The 18,675-nt window shown below is 62.3% G+C and carries 19 protein-coding genes and 1 tRNA gene; 15 read left to right on the top strand and 5 right to left on the bottom strand.

The window, feature by feature from the left end; translation table 11 throughout:
* Window positions 1-215 precede the first annotated feature (215 nt).
* On the bottom strand, window positions 216-560 hold the full coding sequence (locus NKI59_RS13860) for a KTSC domain-containing protein (protein ID WP_352704984.1): 345 nt from the start codon (window positions 558-560) through the stop codon (window positions 216-218).
* 181 nt (window positions 561-741) lie between these two features.
* Between NKI59_RS13860 and NKI59_RS13855 the strand changes: the two genes are divergently transcribed.
* Window positions 742-1,854, top strand: coding sequence for a ComEC/Rec2 family competence protein (locus tag NKI59_RS13855; RefSeq protein ID WP_352704770.1), 1,113 nt, complete (start codon window positions 742-744; stop codon window positions 1,852-1,854).
* 676 nt (window positions 1,855-2,530) lie between these two features.
* Here the strand turns inward: NKI59_RS13855 and NKI59_RS13850 are convergent.
* On the bottom strand, window positions 2,531-2,944 hold the full coding sequence (locus NKI59_RS13850; protein ID WP_352704768.1) for a hypothetical protein: 414 nt from the start codon (window positions 2,942-2,944) through the stop codon (window positions 2,531-2,533).
* Window positions 2,945-3,172: 228 nt separating this feature from the next.
* Here NKI59_RS13850 and NKI59_RS13845 point away from each other — a divergent pair, with 228 nt between their 5' ends.
* Both NKI59_RS13845 and NKI59_RS13840 read left to right on the top strand, forming a co-directional pair.
* On the top strand, window positions 3,173-3,463 hold the full coding sequence (locus NKI59_RS13845) for a hypothetical protein (RefSeq protein ID WP_352704766.1): 291 nt from the start codon (window positions 3,173-3,175) through the stop codon (window positions 3,461-3,463).
* Between the two features lie 722 nt (window positions 3,464-4,185).
* Window positions 4,186-4,518: a hypothetical protein gene (locus NKI59_RS13840; protein WP_352704764.1), complete on the top strand. Its 333-nt coding sequence runs from the start codon at window positions 4,186-4,188 to the stop codon at window positions 4,516-4,518.
* 213 nt (window positions 4,519-4,731) lie between these two features.
* On the opposite strand, the gene NKI59_RS13835 is transcribed toward NKI59_RS13840, so the two are convergent.
* Window positions 4,732-4,821 (bottom strand) — tRNA-Ser (locus NKI59_RS13835).
* 337 nt (window positions 4,822-5,158) lie between these two features.
* Here NKI59_RS13835 and NKI59_RS13830 point away from each other — a divergent pair.
* The 3 genes from NKI59_RS13830 to NKI59_RS13820 all read left to right on the top strand — a co-directional run bounded on the left by NKI59_RS13830 (window position 5,159) and on the right by NKI59_RS13820 (window position 6,927).
* Window positions 5,159-5,851: a 50S ribosomal protein L21 gene (locus tag NKI59_RS13830; protein ID WP_352704762.1), complete on the top strand. Its 693-nt coding sequence runs from the start codon at window positions 5,159-5,161 to the stop codon at window positions 5,849-5,851.
* Window positions 5,852-5,949: 98 nt separating this feature from the next.
* On the top strand, window positions 5,950-6,219 hold the full coding sequence (rpmA, locus tag NKI59_RS13825) for a 50S ribosomal protein L27 (protein WP_023678077.1): 270 nt from the start codon (window positions 5,950-5,952) through the stop codon (window positions 6,217-6,219).
* A 120-nt stretch (window positions 6,220-6,339) separates the two neighbouring features.
* Window positions 6,340-6,927: a GNAT family N-acetyltransferase gene (locus NKI59_RS13820; protein WP_352704760.1), complete on the top strand. Its 588-nt coding sequence runs from the start codon at window positions 6,340-6,342 to the stop codon at window positions 6,925-6,927.
* 10 nt (window positions 6,928-6,937) lie between these two features.
* On the opposite strand, the gene NKI59_RS13815 is transcribed toward NKI59_RS13820, so the two are convergent.
* Complete coding sequence (locus NKI59_RS13815) at window positions 6,938-7,807, bottom strand: endonuclease/exonuclease/phosphatase family protein (RefSeq protein WP_352704758.1); 870 nt, start codon at window positions 7,805-7,807, stop codon at window positions 6,938-6,940.
* 171 nt (window positions 7,808-7,978) lie between these two features.
* Here NKI59_RS13815 and obgE point away from each other — a divergent pair, with 171 nt between their 5' ends.
* The 5 genes from obgE to NKI59_RS13790 all read left to right on the top strand — a co-directional run bounded on the left by obgE (window position 7,979) and on the right by NKI59_RS13790 (window position 13,749).
* A complete protein-coding gene (obgE, locus tag NKI59_RS13810) occupies window positions 7,979-9,010 on the top strand; it encodes a GTPase ObgE (RefSeq protein WP_352704756.1) in 1,032 nt (343 codons plus the stop codon).
* Between the two features lie 2 nt (window positions 9,011-9,012).
* Complete coding sequence (proB, locus tag NKI59_RS13805) at window positions 9,013-10,167, top strand: glutamate 5-kinase (protein WP_352704754.1); 1,155 nt, start codon at window positions 9,013-9,015, stop codon at window positions 10,165-10,167.
* 13 nt (window positions 10,168-10,180) lie between these two features.
* Window positions 10,181-11,467 carry a glutamate-5-semialdehyde dehydrogenase gene (locus NKI59_RS13800; protein ID WP_352704752.1) on the top strand — a complete coding sequence of 429 codons (1,287 nt, stop codon included), beginning with the start codon at window positions 10,181-10,183 and terminating at the stop codon, window positions 11,465-11,467.
* Between the two features lie 330 nt (window positions 11,468-11,797).
* The gene (locus NKI59_RS13795) at window positions 11,798-12,385 is read left to right on the top strand and encodes a nicotinate-nucleotide adenylyltransferase (protein ID WP_031212055.1); all 588 of its coding nucleotides are present in this window, start codon (window positions 11,798-11,800) and stop codon (window positions 12,383-12,385) included.
* Between the two features lie 74 nt (window positions 12,386-12,459).
* Window positions 12,460-13,749, top strand: a complete 1,290-nt coding sequence (locus NKI59_RS13790; protein ID WP_352704750.1) for an MFS transporter — start codon at window positions 12,460-12,462, stop codon at window positions 13,747-13,749.
* 26 nt (window positions 13,750-13,775) lie between these two features.
* Here NKI59_RS13790 and NKI59_RS13785 read toward each other — a convergent pair whose 3' ends face one another.
* Window positions 13,776-14,633, bottom strand: a complete 858-nt coding sequence (locus NKI59_RS13785; RefSeq protein ID WP_352704748.1) for a mechanosensitive ion channel family protein — start codon at window positions 14,631-14,633, stop codon at window positions 13,776-13,778.
* A gap of 239 nt (window positions 14,634-14,872) precedes the next feature.
* Here NKI59_RS13785 and rsfS point away from each other — a divergent pair, with 239 nt between their 5' ends.
* The 4 genes from rsfS (at window position 14,873) to NKI59_RS13765 (ending at window position 18,613) form a co-directional block, all read left to right on the top strand.
* Window positions 14,873-15,250 (top strand): ribosome silencing factor, encoded by a 378-nt coding sequence (rsfS, locus tag NKI59_RS13780; protein ID WP_023678068.1) that lies wholly within the window; start codon window positions 14,873-14,875, stop codon window positions 15,248-15,250.
* Between the two features lie 61 nt (window positions 15,251-15,311).
* A complete protein-coding gene (gene rlmH, locus NKI59_RS13775) occupies window positions 15,312-15,794 on the top strand; it encodes a 23S rRNA (pseudouridine(1915)-N(3))-methyltransferase RlmH (protein ID WP_023678067.1) in 483 nt (160 codons plus the stop codon).
* A 149-nt stretch (window positions 15,795-15,943) separates the two neighbouring features.
* On the top strand, window positions 15,944-17,287 hold the full coding sequence (locus NKI59_RS13770) for a murein hydrolase activator EnvC family protein (protein WP_352704746.1): 1,344 nt from the start codon (window positions 15,944-15,946) through the stop codon (window positions 17,285-17,287).
* Window positions 17,288-18,613, top strand: coding sequence for a S41 family peptidase (locus NKI59_RS13765; RefSeq protein ID WP_023678065.1), 1,326 nt, complete (start codon window positions 17,288-17,290; stop codon window positions 18,611-18,613).
* Window positions 18,614-18,675: the final 62 nt, after the last annotated feature.

The raw sequence follows: 18,675 nt of genomic DNA, 5'->3' as shown, positions 1-18,675 counted from the left end.
TGCGCCTACTGATGCCGCGCGAGCCGGTCCATGGGTGCGTTTGCCTCGGGCAAACTAGCCAGCGCTTGCTCGACTTTTTGAGCCGAGGCGTCAGTGCGCTTGATATGCCGGATCATTTGCTGCCTCAGCCGCGCGAGCCTTGCGGCGCGATATACATCGCCGTATCTCGCAGTTTCAAGGTGGAGGGTCGCGAGCCTCATGGGCAACGATTCCGATTATCTAGCAGTAGAATTCGCGAATCCGCCTTTCGTTCCGATGTCCGACCTTGCCCTCGCAAAAGCTGGCCGGACGGCCGCGACGAATGAGCCGCATCCCTGCCAAAAGAGAGATCGTCCGCTGATGCTGCTCAGTCGACCGCGGGGCCAACCAGACGGTAGCGGAAGTGATTGCGGATGTGGTCGTTGAAGAAGCGGCCCTTGGCGAAGGCGGCTTTTGAACGCGGCGAAGGTCTCCGGCGGCACGTCCTCAAACTGGTAGCATTTTCCGCTGGCCACGAACCACACCGAGAGGATTCTGTGTTCCGGATCGTATTCCGTTTTGCGTATGGAGGTGGACGGCATGACGTTCACGCCTTACTCCGATCACGGAAAGAGTCCATCTGGAGTCGTCCGCGCCCCGCCGGATGGGAAGAGGACGTGGGCTGATCGGAGGGGGACGGTCCGATCCGGTACAAGGATGAACTGAAGAAACTTGATTGCGGTTACTTCCGGGCGTTCTATTATAGGCATCCGGGGGAATATCATGAAATGTGAAATTGAGTTTTTGCCGGTAGGTACCGGGTCGAAGGCGGGCGACGCCATAGTGGTCCGTTACGGAGATGTGGCGGGCTATAGCCTGATGTTGATAGACGGCGGTCATGTCGAAACGGGTGACAATATAGTTGCCCATCTTAAAAAGAACTTTGGTCCATTTCCGGTTCTCGAGCACGTTGTATTAACGCATTCCGACGGCGACCATGCGTCAGGATTGAGAACGGTTTTGAGCGAGATACCAGTACGAAACCTTTGGATGCACATTCCATGGTTCCACGCTGAAGACACTCGCCTGCTCTTTTTCAACAAGGGGATCGCCGCCGAAGCTTTGGCGAAGGCGATAAAGGCAGAGTACCCAGTAATCAGCGAACTCTATGATCTCGCCGTAGCAGGCGGTACCAAGATATTTGCACCCTTCCAAGGGGAAGCCATTGGGCCTTTTCGCGTGTGTTCCCCTGCTCGAGAAGCCTACAACTACCTGATGCCGCAGTTTGAGAAGACGCCGGAGCCAGACCAAACAACGATCGAGGCCGCGTCGATGTGGCTCGGGAAAGAGTCACTTGCTCGCAAGCTTATCGAAGCCGCAAAGGCTGCCCTGCAGGGGTGGGTAAAAGAGACATGGGATGGTGAACTATTGAAAGACGGTGGCATAACAAGTGCCAGCAATGAATCGAGCGTCATTCTCTACGGTTCATTCGAAAATGACGAACGTGTTCTGTTCACAGGGGACACGGGAGTCAACGGACTGCGGTGGGCTGCCATCTATGCTGAGAGTGTTGGCCTGCCGCTTCAGCAGTTCACTTTCATCCAGATACCCCATCACGGAAGTCGACGAAACGTTGGGCCAACGATTCTAAATCGGCTGCTGGGGGAGACGAAACCTCAGTTCACACCGCCTCGCTTCCACGCCTTCGTGTCCGCGCCGCAAGATGATGCAAGGCATCCGCGGCGCATCGTCCTGAACGCATTCGCGCGACGAGGTGGCAGCGTTATGGCAACGCAGGGACAGGGAATCGTTCATTGGGGGGGCTTTCCTGCCAGACCCGGTTACAATGTTGGCGAAACGCTGCCATTCTACACCGATGTCGAGGAATACGCTTGACCGATGGTGCTCCGCCCCGATCTCTCAAGGATCAGACAAGGTGGCATCTCTGGCTCACCATAGCTGCCAATTTTGTTGTCTTCTATGCTGTGGCTCAATCTGACGCTTTGGCCGTATCCGGTATCAAGGGCCTTCTGGTTGGCGCGGTAAACTTACTGCCTGTTGGACTTGCCCTCGTGGTGACGTCGGTAGCGAACGGGCTCTTAAGTGCTAGCATGAAGGCGCGATTGGTGTTTTTGCGATGGCACTTCGCTTTGCCTGGTCACCGGGCGTTCAGTCGCTATGGCTCTGCGGACCCTCGGATCGACATGGATCCGTTGAAACGCCTCCTGGGCGGCAAACTCCCAGCTACGCCGGCAGAGGAGAATCGCGTTTGGTACCGACTCTACAAAGATGTTGAGTCGGAGCAGGCCATACTGCAGATCCATCGCGAGTTTCTATTTACTCGTGACTATGCGGCATTCAGTTTTCTATTCCTTGTAGGATTCGGTACAGCGTCTCTCTTTTTGGTTCAGTCGCCAAAGGTATCGCTTACGTATTGCGCGCTGCTCTTGCTGCAATTCTTGGTAGTTCGCCAGTCCGCAGCGACATACGGAATCCGGCTGGTTACCACAGTGCTAGCTCGCAAAACTGAAAAGCGGAGATAACGGGCGCCCCGGAATCGAGTCGGTGTGGATCATCCCCGGAACCGTTCGGTGTGCCAGTGGATCTTGCCGTCGATCTTCATCGGCTTGTGGATCATCAGGCGTTTCGGCAGATGCTCTGGGTGAACCTCGAGGAGCGTGATTGTCACAGTCGGCTTGCACCGACTGCAGTCGAATTTGAGCTTCAGCGGATCGACCCCGCCGCCATAGACCATCATGAGGAACGGCAGTAGCGAACGTGGCCGCAACTGCATTCTGCCTTGACGAGCATGTTGTGCCGGGTCGCCTTGCCCAGCGTGTCGATCGGATCGTGCGCCATTAGAATAAAAAGGAAAATTTTCCTCGCCGGTCAAGGCGCTCTTGACAATTTTGTTCTCATTTCGTTCAACGGTGGTGGCGAGCTGTTCATCTAGCGCGCCGAGCAACGCGATACGCAGGCGGTGCACGCCAAAACTGGACGAACTGCTTCGCGCGGCTTTAATTGATCCTGAGCCTAGACCCACGGAACGGCAGGATCAGCAATTGATGAAGTTTCGAAGAAAGTAGCGATCTACCCCGACTGTCCCGTGAGCCACAAACAGAAAAACTTTGACAGATCGCTCTCGTTAAGAGATCATTTCTCTATCGTCGGCGGGGTCGACGAAAACCCCCGCATCTCAAATATGAGGAATGTCATGATCAACAATCATGGTTCGGCGACTGCCTATTCAGAAGACAAGCTTGCGAGATTTCGCTGCTCTCTTGATCCAGAGAAGCTCAGACGCGCTTCCCCGGATGCGAGAGAAGCCATTCTTGCTTACGCTGGGATGATTGCCGAGTACCGCGCCAGGCTCGGCGATATCGACGCTGCAATCGCAGGTACCCCGGACGGCCCTGGCAAGCGGCGGTTGATCGATGAGGCGGACTCGATTCGTGAAGCTGCCCGACTCTTGTATTTTTCGGTTCAACCATACCAGACGTACTGATTCAGCTGTTGGCCGGCGGCCAGCAGCACAGGTGTCCAGGCATCCTTGGCGGTACATCGGCATAGTCCAACAACTTGCGGCAGCTCCAGTCCAATCCTTTCGTGGAATGGACCGCTAAGCGGTTGAAAGTTCGATCGCTCGAGTCCAATTGAAGGCCGCTACGTGGTTCGTCTGGCGTTCCGAGCCAAGAACCGAGCCGGGAGACGCGGCTTGCCGCTTGTCGCCGTCCTACGTCCTGCATGGACCGGAGGACACTATCCATCTTGTCTATCTGGTCACCGAAGCCGAGCGGAAGCGCCTTCAAGGCTCTCGTTGATTGAGATTCGGGCTGACGACGACGCGGGGGTATGCGTATAACATCGCCTACGACAACGGAGCCCTCCAGTATGGATGTCTCAAGATCGATGACGTGTTCGGAGACGTGAGACGAGAGGGCCGTTGTTCGCTACATTGGCAATAACCTTCTCGACACCTACACCCTCACGAAATCGGGAACGGATGAAACGATTTCGGTCGAACTTGTGAAGGGTAAACGGCAGAAGGACGGTGCCCGGTGGTGCTTCTACGAGGTGCCCATCGAGGCTGGTGAGTCTGGATGAGGTCGGTGAGGTCTGCTTCTGTCGGGCATCGTCACCCAAAAAAATCGTCATGTGTTGGGTAGCTGGTTCTCACCGTCTCTCTAACCTTGAAACGCTGCTGGCTGGAGCCTCCGGCGTCCGCGAATGCCTATCGCCCCGATAATCGACCGCGCCCGCTACCGCCCGCCCTTCAATGGCGCATGCGGCGAACAATCGTTACGACCACAACTGCAAAAATCAGAGCCAGCACAAACCACGGTGCAATATCGAATAAAATTCGAAGGCCACCCCACATCTGTGCTCGATCCTTTGGTTATGCCGGAAGCTAGTGAATTGGTCGTCAACTTTCCACCTCAGCAGGCATCAACTCAACCTGATATCGACCGACCACAAGGGCATGCCGTCTGCCTCACGCCAGCACATGAAGCCGGTGGCTTTGCACCCAACCTGCGCGCCGTGACATCGCGGACGATATAGAGCGTGCCGCCCCTACCGCGCCGCCTGAGTTTGATTTGTTTGCCCATACTCCTACAAGAGCCACTGGCGGACCTTTCTCCGCCAGAAACCAGAGCAGATTCCAGAGCTAGAACCAGAGCTAAAAAGTGAAAATAGTCACCGGTGCCTCAAACTAAAACCGCGAATTATTCAGCGAATTCAACGAGTTAAGTGCAGATTTGAGAGGCGAAAATGTGGCGGAGAGGGAGGGATTCGAACCCCCGATGGGCTTGCACCCATGCCGCATTTCGAGTGCGGTGCATTCGACCACTCTGCCACCTCTCCGCGGTCATGGTCCGCCGTTGCCGGCGCGGCGCACTAGATAACGGCTGGACAGGCAGGTTACAAGGGCCAATCTGCCCCGGCGCCGCAGCTTCTGTCGGTGCTTCCTTCGAGCCTCCGGCAGCCGCTGCTCGATATTTGCAAGGACTGGGCTCAACCCGTTCGCAGCTTGCCCGCGGCGCTTGCCTTGACTCAGGCCGAACCTTCGGTTAGGGACAGCGCGCAATCGGCGTGGAGGGATCTTCCGCGCCGCTTGTTTTTGAACCCGCAGACTGACAAAAAGACGGCCGAACCGCCTGAAGCGGTTCATCAAGGCCGACCGAACAGCGAAAGGCAAAAAATGTTCGCAGTCATCAAAACGGGCGGCAAGCAGTATCGCGTTGCCGCCAACGATCTCCTGAAGATCGAAAAACTCGAAGCCAATGTCGGCGACATCGTCGAGATCGGTAATGTGCTCGCGCATGGCGAAGGCGAGAACGTCACATTCGGCGCGCCGTTCGTGGATGGTGCGATGGTCACCGCCGAAGTCGTCGAGCAGGGCAAGAACCGTACCGTCATCGCCTTCAAGAAGCGCCGTCGGCAGAATTCGCGCCGCAAGATCGGCCATCGCCAGCTTTTGACCACCGTCAGGATCGCCGAGATCCTGCTGGGTGGCGCCAAGCCGGCGAAGAAGGCCGCCGCCAAGACCGAAGCGAAGGCCGAGGTCGCCGCCAAGACCGAGGCGAAGGCTGAAGCTGCGCCGAAGGCCGAAGCGAAGGCAGAGGCTGCGCCGAAGAAGGAAGCCAAAGCCGAGGCTGCCGAAGCCGCCGCGCCGTTGTTCAAGGCGCCGAAGGGCGAGCCGGACGACCTGACCGTGATCAAGGGCATCGGCCCGGTCGCCGCCGGCCAGCTCAACGAACAGGGCATCACCACCTTTGCCCAGATCGCCAAGCTGTCCGACAAGGACGTCGCCAAGATCGACGAGCACATGCCGTTCAGCGCCGACCAGATCAAGGACTGGCGCGAGCAGGCCAAGGAATTGGCGAAGAAGTAGAACGAACCGGCGCAATCGTCGCCGGATCGGACTTGAAATGGAACGCGAACGCGTTCATAAGATCGTTTAGGCGCCTCGCGGCGCATCGGAGTAGTTAGATGGCACACAAGAAAGCTGGCGGATCGTCGCGCAATGGTCGCGACTCCCATTCCAAGCGGCTCGGCGTGAAGAAGTTCGGCGGCGAAGCCGTGATTCCGGGCAACATCATCATTCGTCAGCGTGGCACGACGTGGCATCCCGGCACCAATGTCGGCATTGGCACGGACCACACGCTGTTTGCGCTCGAAGCTGGCGCAGTCACCTTCAACAAAAAAGCCAATGGCCGAACCTACGTATCGGTGAACCCGATGACGAAGGCAGCGGAGTAGCCGGTTCCGCACGAGAACACCGGCACCCATCTCGGGAACCGGTGTCTGGCCAAGCCAGGAAATGGATCAGGGGAGATGGGTTTCCATCTCCCCTTTTTCTTGTGCCTGGAGGACTTTGATATGGTTGCCGAAGCGGAAGACTCAGACGACGAAAGTTACACGATAGATTGCCCGGTCCTGGTCACCGAGCGGCTGGTTATTCGTGCCCCGCGTGAAAGCGACATCGAGCAATTGGTGGCGCTCGCCGACAACCGCCATGTCGCGGAAATGCTGGCCCGCATGCCGCATCCCTATGGCGAGGCGGAGGCACGCGCTTTCCTGGCCATGACGGCATCGCGCCGGGCCGGAATCGCCTATGCGCTGACGCTGGCCGGCACCGAGACCTTCGTCGGCTGTGCCGGGCTCAACACTACGGATCGTGGGCTGGAGCTCGGCTACTGGATCGGCGAGCCGCACTGGAAACGCGGCTACGCGACGGAAGCAGCGCACGCACTGGTCGACCTTGCCTTCCAGAGAACCACGATCCAGGTGCTGCACGCCTCGACGCGGGTTATCAATCCGGCTTCGCGCCGGGTCATCCACAAATGCGGCTTCCAGTATGCCGGCCAGGGCATGCTGAATTCGATCGTTGCAGGCCAGGTGCCGGTCGAGCGCTACCGCCTCGATCGCAAGACCTGGACCAGCCTGCGGAACTGGGTGCATTTTTGATGGATGCGGCTCACGTCATCTCGAGCCAGACCGGCAAGTGATCCGAACCGGCCGCTTGCCGGTCGACCCACAGGCGCCTCAGCGATTTGGCAAGCGAGGCGCTGGTGAAGATATAGTCGATGCGCTTGTAGCGGCTGGTATCGCCCGGCCGCTTGGGGTCGACCCAGGTGACGAGATCGGCGCCGGCGGCGCCGAGGCGTGCGGCGGCATCGACGGCGAGGTCGGCGGTCACCGGCATGCCGAATTCATGGTCAGGCTGGCCGGCGAGTTCGACATGTTCCGGCGATCCGGCCAGCATGTTGAAGTCGCCCATGACGACGAAGGCTTCGGGACAAGGCAGGTCCGGCAAGCCGATCTCGGCGACGCCGGAGAGCCCGCCGCCCTCGAGCGGGTATTTCAACAGACGCTGGCGCAGAAAGCGGATCTGGCTCAGCCGTTCAACCGGGCTGCGGTGGTCGAGATGGGTGGAATAGAAGCGGATCGGACCAAGCGGCGTTTCGATCAGCGCCTCCAGCGCGCCGCGCTGGAAGTTCATCGCCTCGACACTGCGGCTGCGCGGCAAAAGGAGATTGCGCGACAGATGGATCGGCGTCCTCGACAGCACCGTGTTGCCGAGCTGGAAGGTGGTCGTGATGGCGCGGCCGTTCTCCAGGCGCGAGCCGGCGTCGGCTTCGAAATTACTGCCGTAGACGGCAAAATAGTCGGGCAGCGCCTCGCCGAGGTCGGCCACCATGTCGCGGCCGCCATTCTTCGGGTTGGCGCGGGTGACCTCCTGCAGCGCGATCACGTCGGCGCCGCGCACGGCATCGGCGATACGGCCGACATCGTAGCGGCCGTCGAGACCGACGCCGTAGTGGATATTGTAAGTTACCAGCTTCATTCCGACATCTCGCGCTTGGAAGGCCGAAGATCGATTTTCGGCAAGGGTCAACCAAATGGTACGCGTTCAGAGCTACGCGCGACGTTACAGTAGCAAAAACGGCCCTCGCCCTTCGACCCGCCTTGGTTTAGAGCAATCCCGCAAAGCCAATAGCAGAAACCATACAATCCGATGAAATTTCTCGATCAAGCCAAGGTCTACATCCGCTCCGGCGACGGCGGCGCCGGTTCGGTGTCGTTCCGGCGCGAAAAGTTCATCGAGTTCGGCGGCCCGGACGGCGGCGACGGCGGTCGCGGCGGCGATGTCTGGGTCGAGGCGGTCGATGGGCTGAACACGCTGATCGACTATCGCTACCAGCAGCATTTCAAGGCCAAGACCGGGACGCACGGCATGGGCCGCAACATGACCGGCGCCAAGGGTGCCGACGTAACGCTGAAAGTGCCGGCCGGAACACAGGTCTTTGCCGAGGACAATGAGACGCTGATCTGCGATCTGACGGTCGTCGGCCAGCGCTTTCTGTTGGCTAAGGGCGGCAATGGCGGTTTCGGCAACCAGCACTTCAAGACCTCGACCAACCAGGCGCCGCGCCGCGCCAATCCCGGACTGCCGGGCGAAGAGCTCAACATCTGGCTCAGGCTGAAGCTGATCGCCGATGCCGGCCTTGTCGGGCTGCCCAACGCCGGCAAGTCGACCTTCCTGGCGGCGGTCACCGCGGCCAAGCCGAAGATCGCCGACTATCCCTTCACCACGCTGCATCCGGGCCTTGGCGTGGCCCGCATCGACGGTCGCGAATTCGTCATTGCCGATATTCCGGGCCTGATCGAAGGCGCGCATGAAGGTGTCGGCATCGGCGACCGCTTCCTTGGCCATGTCGAGCGCACGCGCGTCCTTCTGCACCTCGTCTCGGCGCAGGAAGAAAATCCGGCCAATGCCTACAAGACCGTGCGTGCCGAGCTCGAAGCCTACGGCAATGGGCTGACCGACAAGGTCGAGATCGTCGCGCTTTCCCAGGTCGACATACTCGATGCCGACGCACGCAAGAAAAAGACCGCCTCGCTGAAACGTGCCGCCGGCCGCGCGCCGATGCTGCTTTCGGCGGTCACCGGCGAAGGCGTCGAGGCGGTGTTGCGCGCGCTGATGTCTGTGGTGGCGGAGGCGCGCGAAGCTGTCGCTGCGCCGGTCGAGACGCGCTGGAACACATAGCCATGGCCGCGCAATCGCTGAAAAATTATCGGCGCATTGCCGTCAAGATCGGCTCGGCGCTGCTTGTCGACCGCACGACGGGCCTGAAGCGCGACTGGCTGGCCTCGCTTGCGGACGACATCGCCGTGCTGGCCAATGGCGGCGCCGAAATTCTCGTCGTGTCTTCCGGGGCGATTGCACTCGGCCGCACCATCCTCGGCCTCGGCAAGCGGGCGCTGAAGCTCGAGGAGAGCCAGGCTGCTGCTGCCGTCGGGCAGATCGCCTTAGCCGGCGCCTGGTCGGATGCGCTCGGCAGGAATGGCTTGAAATCGGGCCAGATCCTGCTGACGCTCGGCGACACCGAAGAGCGCCGCCGCTATCTCAATGCGCGGGCGACGATTTCGACACTGCTCAAGATGAAGGCGGTGCCGGTCATCAACGAGAACGATACGGTGGCCACCTCCGAAATCCGCTATGGCGACAACGACCGGCTGGCGGCGCGTGTCGCCACTATGATGGGCGCCGATCTTTTGGTGCTGCTTTCCGACATTGACGGGCTCTACACGGCGCCGCCGGCGCGCGAGCCGCTAGCCCGGTTCATTCAGGTCGTCGACCGCATCACCCCCGACATCGAAGCGATGGCGGGTGCCGCTGCTTCGGAATTGTCGCGCGGCGGCATGCGCACCAAGCTCGACGCCGGCAAGATCGCGACCGCCGCCGGCACCGCCATGATCATCACATCGGGCACGCGGCTGTCGCCGCTGCTGGCAATCGAGCGCGGCGAGCGTGCCACCTTCTTCCGGCCGAGCGCCAATCCGGTCAAGGGCTACAAGACCTGGATCGCCGGGCAGCTCGAACCGGCCGGCCGGCTGACCGTCGATGCCGGCGCCATCGGCGCGCTGCTCTCCGGCAAGTCGCTGCTGCCGGCCGGGGTCAAACTGGTCAGCGGCAATTTTGCGCGTGGCGACACGGTGGCGATCCTGTCGCCCGAGGGCCGCGAGATCGCGCGCGGGCTGGTTGCCTATGATGCCGCCGATGCCGTAAGGATCGCTGGCCTGAAGACGGCCGAGATCGAAACCGTGCTCGGCTACGAGGCGCGTTCGGCGATGATCCACCGCGATGACCTTGTGGTGAGCCATGCCGGTGGCGAGCAAGTAGTCGGTGACCAGGTTACATAGCGGAGGATGAGCCATGCTGACGCTGCATGAAAAATCCCGGGATGATACCGTGGCGCTGATGGCCGATATCGGCCGCCGCGCGCGTGCCGCGGCCCGCCCGCTGGCCATAGCTGCGGCCGAGCGCAAGCACGCGGCGCTATTCGGCATGGCTCAGGCGATCCTTCGGCATGAGCAGGACATCCTCGACGCCAATGCCATCGACATCAGAAATGGCAGGGAGGCTGGCCTATCGGCAGCGTCGATGGATCGGCTGAAGCTCGATCCCGCCCGCATCCGCGCCATGGCAGACGGTATCAGCGAGATCGCCGGGTTACGCGATCCGGTCGGCGATGTCATTGCCGCATGGGACCGGCCGAACGGGTTGCATATCGAACGGGTGCGCACGCCGCTCGGCGTCGTCGGCGTCATCTATGAGAGCCGGCCTAACGTGACCGCCGATGCCGGCGCGCTTTGCCTCAAGGCGGGCAATCCGGTGATCCTGCGCGGCGGCTCGGATTCGGCGAATTCTTCCGCCGCTATCCATGCCTGCCTGGTCGAGGGGCTGAAGGCAGCCGGGCTGCCGGAGGATGCCATACAATTGGTGCCGACCACCGATCGCGCCGCCGTCGGCGAAATGCTGAAAGGACTTTCCGGCAATCTCGAGCTCATCATTCCGCGCGGCGGCCGCAGCCTGGTCGAGCGTGTGCAGAACGAGGCGCGGGTGCCGGTCTTCGCGCACCTCGAGGGCATCTGCCATCTCTATATCGACCGATCGGCCGATCTCGACATGGCGGTCAAGATCGCGGTCAATGCCAAGATGCGGCGCACCGGGGTGTGCGGTGCTGCCGAGACGCTGCTGGTCGACCGTGCCGTCGCCGGCACGCATCTGGTGCCGATACTCGAGGCCTTGCGGGCGGCAGGCTGCGAGATCCATGCCGATGCCGAGGCGCTGAGGCTTTATGCCGATGCCCAGCCCGCGACCGATGCAGACTGGGTGACCGAATATCTGGACGCGATCATTGCGGTGAAGCTGGTCGACGGCATTGGCGGCGCCATCGAGCATATCGAGACGTTTTCCTCGCATCACACCGAGGCGATTATCGCCGAGGATGCAAAGGCCGTCGAACGGTTCTTCAACGAGATCGATTCGGCGATCCTTCTGCACAACGCCTCGACCCAGTTTGCCGATGGCGGCGAGTTCGGCATGGGCGCCGAGATCGGCATCGCCACCGGCAAGATGCATGCACGCGGGCCGGTCGGCGTCGAGCAACTGACCTCGTTCAAATACCGCGTACGCGGGTCGGGACAGGTGAGGCCTTGAAGCTGTTCGCCGTTAGAGCCTGAAGCTTTGCGCCCAGCCAAGCCCCTCTGTCCTGCCGGACCCGGCCCTTCGCTGTCGCTGCGGGCGTTCGTCGTTCGGAAAGCCAAGCAATTGGCTTTCCGTCCGCTACGCGGACCACGCCTCACCCCCCGCAAGGGGGGAGATTGGCTGTCATTTCTGATTTCGCCAATCGGCGGCGTTGCAAGATTTGCGCCTGCGATGAAGCTGACAATCTCCCCCCTTGAGGGGGAGATGCCCGGCGCGGCAGAGGGGGGTGCCTGACGCATGCTTGCCTTGTCCGAACATGCCATATCCTCCCGCTATCTCAAGATGCCGCATGCCGGGAAAGGCGTGGCGGTCGGGCTGTTCGGCGGTTCGTTCAACCCGCCGCATGCCGGCCATGCGCTGGTCGCCGAGATCGCACTCAGACGCCTTGCGCTCGATCAGCTGTGGTGGATGGTGACGCCCGGCAATCCGCTCAAGAATGCCGGAGACCTGGCGCCGCTGGCCGAGCGGCTGCAGCTATCCGAAAAAATCGCGAAGAACCCGAAGATCAAGGTCACCGCATTCGAGGCAGCCCACCGCGTCCGCTTCACCGCCGACACGCTGGCGCTGGTCAAGGCGCGTAACCCCGGTGTCGATTTCGTCTGGATCATGGGAGCCGACTCGCTTCGCGACTTCCACCGCTGGCAGCGCTGGCGCCGCATCGTGATGACGTTCCCGATCGCGGTGGTCGACCGGCCAGGCGCGACGCTGTCGTTCCTGTCGTCGGTGGTCGCCAAGACGTTCGACTATGCTCGCGTCGACGAGGGCGACGCACCGCGGCTCGCCCGCATGACGGCGCCGGCCTGGACCTTCATCCACGGCCCGCGTTCGTCGCTGTCGTCGAGCGCGATCCGCAAGGTGGCAAAGGGCTGAACCGGCGCGGAAGGCAAGTCCGGTGATGTCGCTTTTGCCGCTGCCTTGACCTGCTTGATGGGCGATCCTCGGTCATGACGATTCTCGGGTGCGACCAGGACAAGAACGGTCTAGGGCAGCCGGCGCCGTCGATCGCCATTGCCAGCATCCTTTTGTCGATGGCGCTGATCGCCGTCGGCAATGGGCTGATGTTCGCCTATATCCCAGTCCGGCTCGGCGCCGAGGGCTTCGATCCGACATGGGCGGGGCTGATCGTCACCGGCCTTTCGGCTGGCGGCCTTGCCGGCTGCATCCTGACCGGGCCGCTGGTGCGGCGTGTCGGCCATGCCCGCGTGTTCATGGTGCTGTCGGCACTGATCGTGCTGTCCAACGCCGCGGTCGGCGCCGGGCCGCACCCATTGCCATGGATCGCTGCACGGGCGCTCTACGGCTTTGCCATATGCGGCCTGTTCATTGTCGCGCAGAGCTGGCTGAACGATGTCGTCGCCAACGCCATCCGCGGCCGGGTCATGGCTATCTTCTACGTTGCCTATGTCGCCGGACTCGGCGTCGGCTATTCGACGCTGGCGTTGATCGATATCCGCGCGGCCGACGCGCCGCTGATCGGCATTGCCTTCACCGCGCTGTCGATCCTTCCCGTCGGGCTGACGCGGCTTGCGCAGCCACCGGCGCCGCAAGCGGCGTCCGTGGCGCTTGGCCGCGCCTGGCGGATCTCCCCGGTCGGAGTTGCCGGCATGCTTGCCGTCGGCGGCCTGTCGATGACGATCTCGGGTTTTGCGCCGATCCATGCAACGGCCAAGGGCTACAGCCAGGCCGACGTCGCCTTGCTGCTTTCGGCAATGCCGGCCGGCACGCTGATCCTGCAGATTCCGCTCGGCTGGATTTCCGACCGCACCGACCGGCGCTTTGTGCTGATTGCGGCGTCGGCGCTTGCCGCCGCGGCGGGCCTGTTTGCCCTCGGTTTCGACGGCGGCGCGCTGGCGGCGCTGCTCGTCATCTATGTGGTCTGGGACGGCGCCTCGGAATCGATCTATTCGCTTGCCAGCGCCCATGCCGGCGACCGCGCCGGCAAGGACGACATGGTGGCGTTGTCGAGCTCGCTTTTGTTTGCCTGGTCGCTGTCCGGCTTCGTCGTACCCGGCATTGTGACCGGACTTTCCGCCGTCTACGGCACGCAGGCCTTCATCTATGTGGCAATCGTCATTGCCACCGCCTACTGCCTGTTCGTTCTCTGGCGCGTCGTCATGGTGCGGCCGGTGCCCGCCACCGAGACCGGCAGTTTCGCGCCAATGACGGCGCAGGCGCCGTTGCCTGTCGATCTCGCCTTCGCGCCTGAAGATCAGCGCCGGCGCGAAGGACTTTGAACACCCTCCAGCTGGTTTCAAATCCTCTATTGCCGCGTGGCTGAGGCATCCGGCTGAGGCGCTTTCGGTGCCGGCGCCGGGACCGAAAGGCCTTCGGCATCGAATGCCTGCTTGACGCTCTTGGTGAGGTCGATCTGGGCGGCGAAGAAATCGGCAGCCGCCGTCCAGTAGCGCAAGGTGATGGCGACGGTGCTGTCGCCGACAGTCGCGACAAAGGCGATCGGCGCCGGCTGCCGCCTGACGCGCCGGTCGGCGGCGGCGACACCGAGCATGGTCTTCTGCGCAAAATCGATGTCGTTCCAGGAGCCGATGCTGAGCGTGATGTCGCCGCGGCGCACACCGTTGCGGGTGAAGTTGCGGACCGGCTGGTTCCACAGGGTCGAGTTGGGTGCAAGCACGTAGACGCCTTCGACCGTCCTCAGCGTTGTGGCAAACAGCCCGATCTCCTCGACGGTGCCGGATATCGCGCCGACTTCGACATATTCGCCGATGCGGAACGGCCGCAGCGCCAGGAGCATGATGCCGGCGGCAATGTTCTGCAGCGTGCCTTGCAGCGCCAGGCCGATGGCCAGGCCGGCGGCACCGATAGCGGCAATGATCGAAGCCGTCTGCACGCCGAACTGGCCGAGAACCATGATCACGACCAGTCCCAGGATGGCGTAGCGGACGACCTGCGAGAAGAAATGGCGGAGCGTTTCGTCGAAGCCGCTGATATGGCCGAGGCCGGCATAGATCGAACGCTCGGCGAGGCCGGCGACGATGTAGCCGACGACCAGCAGGATGACGGCGCCGACCGCCGAAAGCGAGTAGGAGACGATCAGCGTGCTGAGTTGCGCCAGGCCGGATTGCACGGTGAGGAGGGCGTTCTGGGGATCGATCGGCATGTCGGGATTCCGGTTCGTGGATGAGCCGATAACCGCTGCGGGGCGAGGCGGTTCCGATTTTCTGGCCCGAAAAGCCGGATATTCGGCGGCTGCCGGGCGCCTGCTTGCGAGCGGTGTCTTGAAACTGCAACCTAACTCTGCCTATCTAAGCAGTGTCACCTGATTTCAGAGGTGATTTGGTTGTTCTTGCTGCGAAAGGAAATACACTGAGAACAGCACTGCGGAAGAAGGCCGACATCGTGCCTTCGCCGGCCGGGATCAGCGTAAACGACGCCGTGTCCCGCGCCATCAAGACAGTCCTTGCCAGTCTGGAAGACTCCAAGGCCGAAAACATCGTCTCAATCGACATTCAGGGGAAATCGAGCCTCGGCGACTACATGGTCGTCGCGTCGGGCCGATCGCACCGTCATGTCTCGGCTGTTGCCGATCATCTCCTCAAGGCGCTGAAGGATGCCGGGCTCGGCACAGCGCGCGTCGAGGGGCTGGCTGGCGCCGACTGGGTCCTGATCGATTCGGGCGACATCATCGTCCATGTCTTCCGTCCCGAGGTCCGCGACTTCTACAATCTCGAAAAGATGTGGCAGGCGCCCGATCTCGAGGAGGAGACCCTCCACTGAGCCGTATTCGTCTTGATGTATGTCGTTGTCCGACATGCATCAGCGGCTCTTCGAGGCAGGGATGAAGATTACGGTTCATGCCGTGGGCCGAATGAAAGCCGGCCCCGAGAAGCAGTTGGCCGACCGCTATTTCGAGCGTTTTGCCAGGAGCGGTCCTGCCGTAGGCCTCGAATTCGCCGGGATCGTCGAGATTGCGGAAGGTCGCGCGCAGACGGCCAATGAGCGCCGGCGCGAGGAAGGCCAGAAGCTGCAGACGCACTTGCAACCGGGCACGGCGCTGATGCTGCTGGATGAGCGCGGCAAGAACCTTTCCTCCGAGGATTTCGCCGGCCGCATCGGTTCGCTGCGCGATGGCGGGCGCAAGGCGCTGGTGATCGCCATTGGCGGCGCCGACGGCCATGACCAGTCACTGCGCGACCTGGCTGATCTGACGGTGTCGCTCGGCGCGCTGACCTGGCCGCATCAGCTGGTCCGCGTGATGCTGGGCGAGCAGCTTTACCGGGCGGCCACGATCCTTTCCGGCCACCCCTACCATCGTTCATGAAGTCGGCTCCGTCGGCGAATTGATGCCAGCCGCCCGGATTTTTGCCCCAATGCTCATCGACAGTTTGGGCTCATGGGGTTTGCGGATGGCGGCCGGCTCGAACATGGTTGATGGTTCGTTAACGAAGCCGCGCATAGAGTTGGGCTTCAATGTCTGAAGACTGGAAATCACGAACGGGCTCCCGGCGCGTGCGCTGCGGCATCGCCGTGGCGACGATCGCGCTTTCGCTCGGCGTCGCGCGGGCCGAGAACACGCTCGACCTGGCGCCCGACCCGGACCAGAGCCGCGCCGAATACGAAAAAGTATCGAAAGAGATCACGCTGTCGTCCGAGCGGCTGGCCAAGCTCGCCGCCGACATAGCGGCTGTCAAGAAGGACCACGCCTCGATCACCGCGGCGCTGATCCAGTCGGCGATGACCGAGCAGAAGCTCGGCCAGGACATCGAGGACATTGGCGGCAAGCTGGAAGGGCTGAAGGCGCAGGGGCAGAAGATCCGCGCCTCACTGGCCGCCAGACGCGACGTTCTGGCCGAAGTGCTCGGCGCGCTGCAGCGCATGGGGCTCAACCCGCCGCCGGCGATCCTGGTCAAGCCGGAGGACGCATTGTCGTCGGTGCGCAGCGCCATCCTGCTCGGTGCCGTGGTGCCGGAACTGCGCCAGCAGACCGACATGTTGCTGGCCGATCTCAAGGAGCAGTCGCGGGTGACGGCCTCGATCGAGGCCGAGCGGGCGCGGCTGACGGCAGCTGTCGGCGAGCAGGCGGCGGAAAAAAAGCGGCTCGGCATGCTGCTCGAAGCCAAGCAGAAGCTCGCCGCCGATACGCAAACCGCGCTGGCCGCCGAAAAGCAGCGGTCCGCGACACTGGCGGCCAAGGCCGGCAGCCTGAAAGAGCTGATCACATCGCTCGAGGCCGACAGGGCCCGCAAGGCGGCGGATGCGGCCAAGGCAGCCGAGCAAAAGACGGCCGACGCCGACAGGGGCCCGGCATCAACCCCGGCTCCGACGGAATTGGCCTCGCTGCCGGTGCCGGAGAGCAACAGGCTCACCGCTGCCGCGCCGTTTTCCGCGCTTCAAGGGCAGATCGCGCTGCCGGTCACCGGCAGGATCAAGCGGCGCTTCGGGGCCGACGACGGTAACGGCGCGGTGATGCTCGGTGACATGGTTGCGACACAATCGGGAGCCATCGTCACAGCGCCGGCGGATGGAAATGTGCTTTATGCGGGGCCTTTCCGCTCTTACGGTCAACTCTTGATCCTGAATGCGGGTGACGGCTATCATGTCGTCCTGGCGGGGATGAGCAGAATCAGCGTCGCGTCTGGCCAGTCGGTGCTCGCAGGTGAGCCGGTCGGCGCGATGGGAGAGGCCCGGGTGGCGAGCACCTCGGCATCGAAGAATGGAAATGCCACGCCGGAGCTCTATGTCGAGTTCCGCAAGGATGGAAAACCCGTCGATCCGGCCCCATGGTGGGCGGACCGTTTTTCTGGAAGGACGTGAATGATGCGGAAACTGTCGCTTCTGTTTGCCGGTGCGCTGATGGGTGCATCGGCGATGAGCCTGGTCTATGGCGCGCCCGGCTCGACAGCGAAGGCTGCGGGCTCCGAGACCTATAAGCAACTGGCGATCTTCGGCGATATCTTCGAACGGGTACGGGCGAATTATGTGACGCCGCCCGACGACAAGTCGCTGGTTGAAAATGCCATCAACGGCATGCTGTCGTCGCTCGACCCGCACTCCTCCTACATGAATGCCGAAGAAGCGCAGGACATGCGCGTGCAGACCAAGGGCGAATTCGGCGGCCTCGGCATCGAGGTCACCATGGAGAACGACCTGGTCAAGGTGATCACGCCGATCGACGATACGCCGGCCGCCAAGGCAGGCGTGCTCGCCGGCGACTATATCGCCAAGATCGACGGCGAGGAGGTCCGCGGTCTGACGCTCAACGACGCCGTCGAGAAGATGCGCGGGCTGGTCAATACGCCGATCAAGCTCACCATCCTGCGCCAGGGCGCAGACAAGCCGATCGAACTGACCGTCGTGCGCGACATCATCAAGGTCAAGGCGGTCAAGTTCCGGGTCGAAAACGACATCGGCTACATGAAGATCACCTCCTTTACCGAAAAAACCTATGACGACCTCGAGAATGCCATCGACACCATCAAGAAGCAGGTGCCGAACGACAAGCTCAAGGGCTACGTGCTCGACCTGCGCCTCAATCCGGGCGGTTTGCTCGACCAGGCGGTGAGCGTGTCGGATGCCTTCCTCGACCGTGGCGAGATCGTCTCGACGCGCGGCCGCGACCCGAAGGACGTCACCCGCTTCGACGCGCGGGCCGGCGACGACATCGGCGGCAAGCCGCTGATCGTGCTCGTCAATGGCGGCTCGGCCAGTGCCTCGGAAATCGTCGCCGGCGCGCTGCAGGATCTGCGCCGCGCCACGGTGGTCGGCACGCAATCCTTCGGCAAGGGTTCGGTGCAGACCATCATCCCGCTTGGCGAGAACGGGGCGCTGCGGCTGACGACGGCGCTCTATTACACGCCGTCCGGCAAGTCGATCCAGGGCAAGGGCATCACGCCCGACATCAAGGTCGACCAGCCGCTGCCGGCCGAACTGCAGGGCAGGGACCTGACGCGCGGCGAATCGGACCTCAAGGGCCATATCAAGGGCGCCGACGAAAGCACGACCGGTTCGGGTTCGGCAGCCTATGTGCCGCCGGAACCGAAGGACGATTTGCAGCTCATCTATGCCGAGCAGCTGCTGCGCGGCCAGAAGACGGATCCGGCGTTCCCGCCGAATCCGCAAAAGGCCGTGTTGAACCAGTAAGGGCGGGCAAGCCGGGCCAAACAGGTCTGGCTGCCTGAGCGAAGCGATGCGATGCTGCCGGG

This window comes from Mesorhizobium sp. M0598 (genome assembly GCF_040320865.1).
In the GTDB taxonomy this organism is placed as follows: domain Bacteria; phylum Pseudomonadota; class Alphaproteobacteria; order Rhizobiales; family Rhizobiaceae; genus Mesorhizobium.
This window is presented reverse-complemented; position numbering and strand designations above follow the sequence as displayed.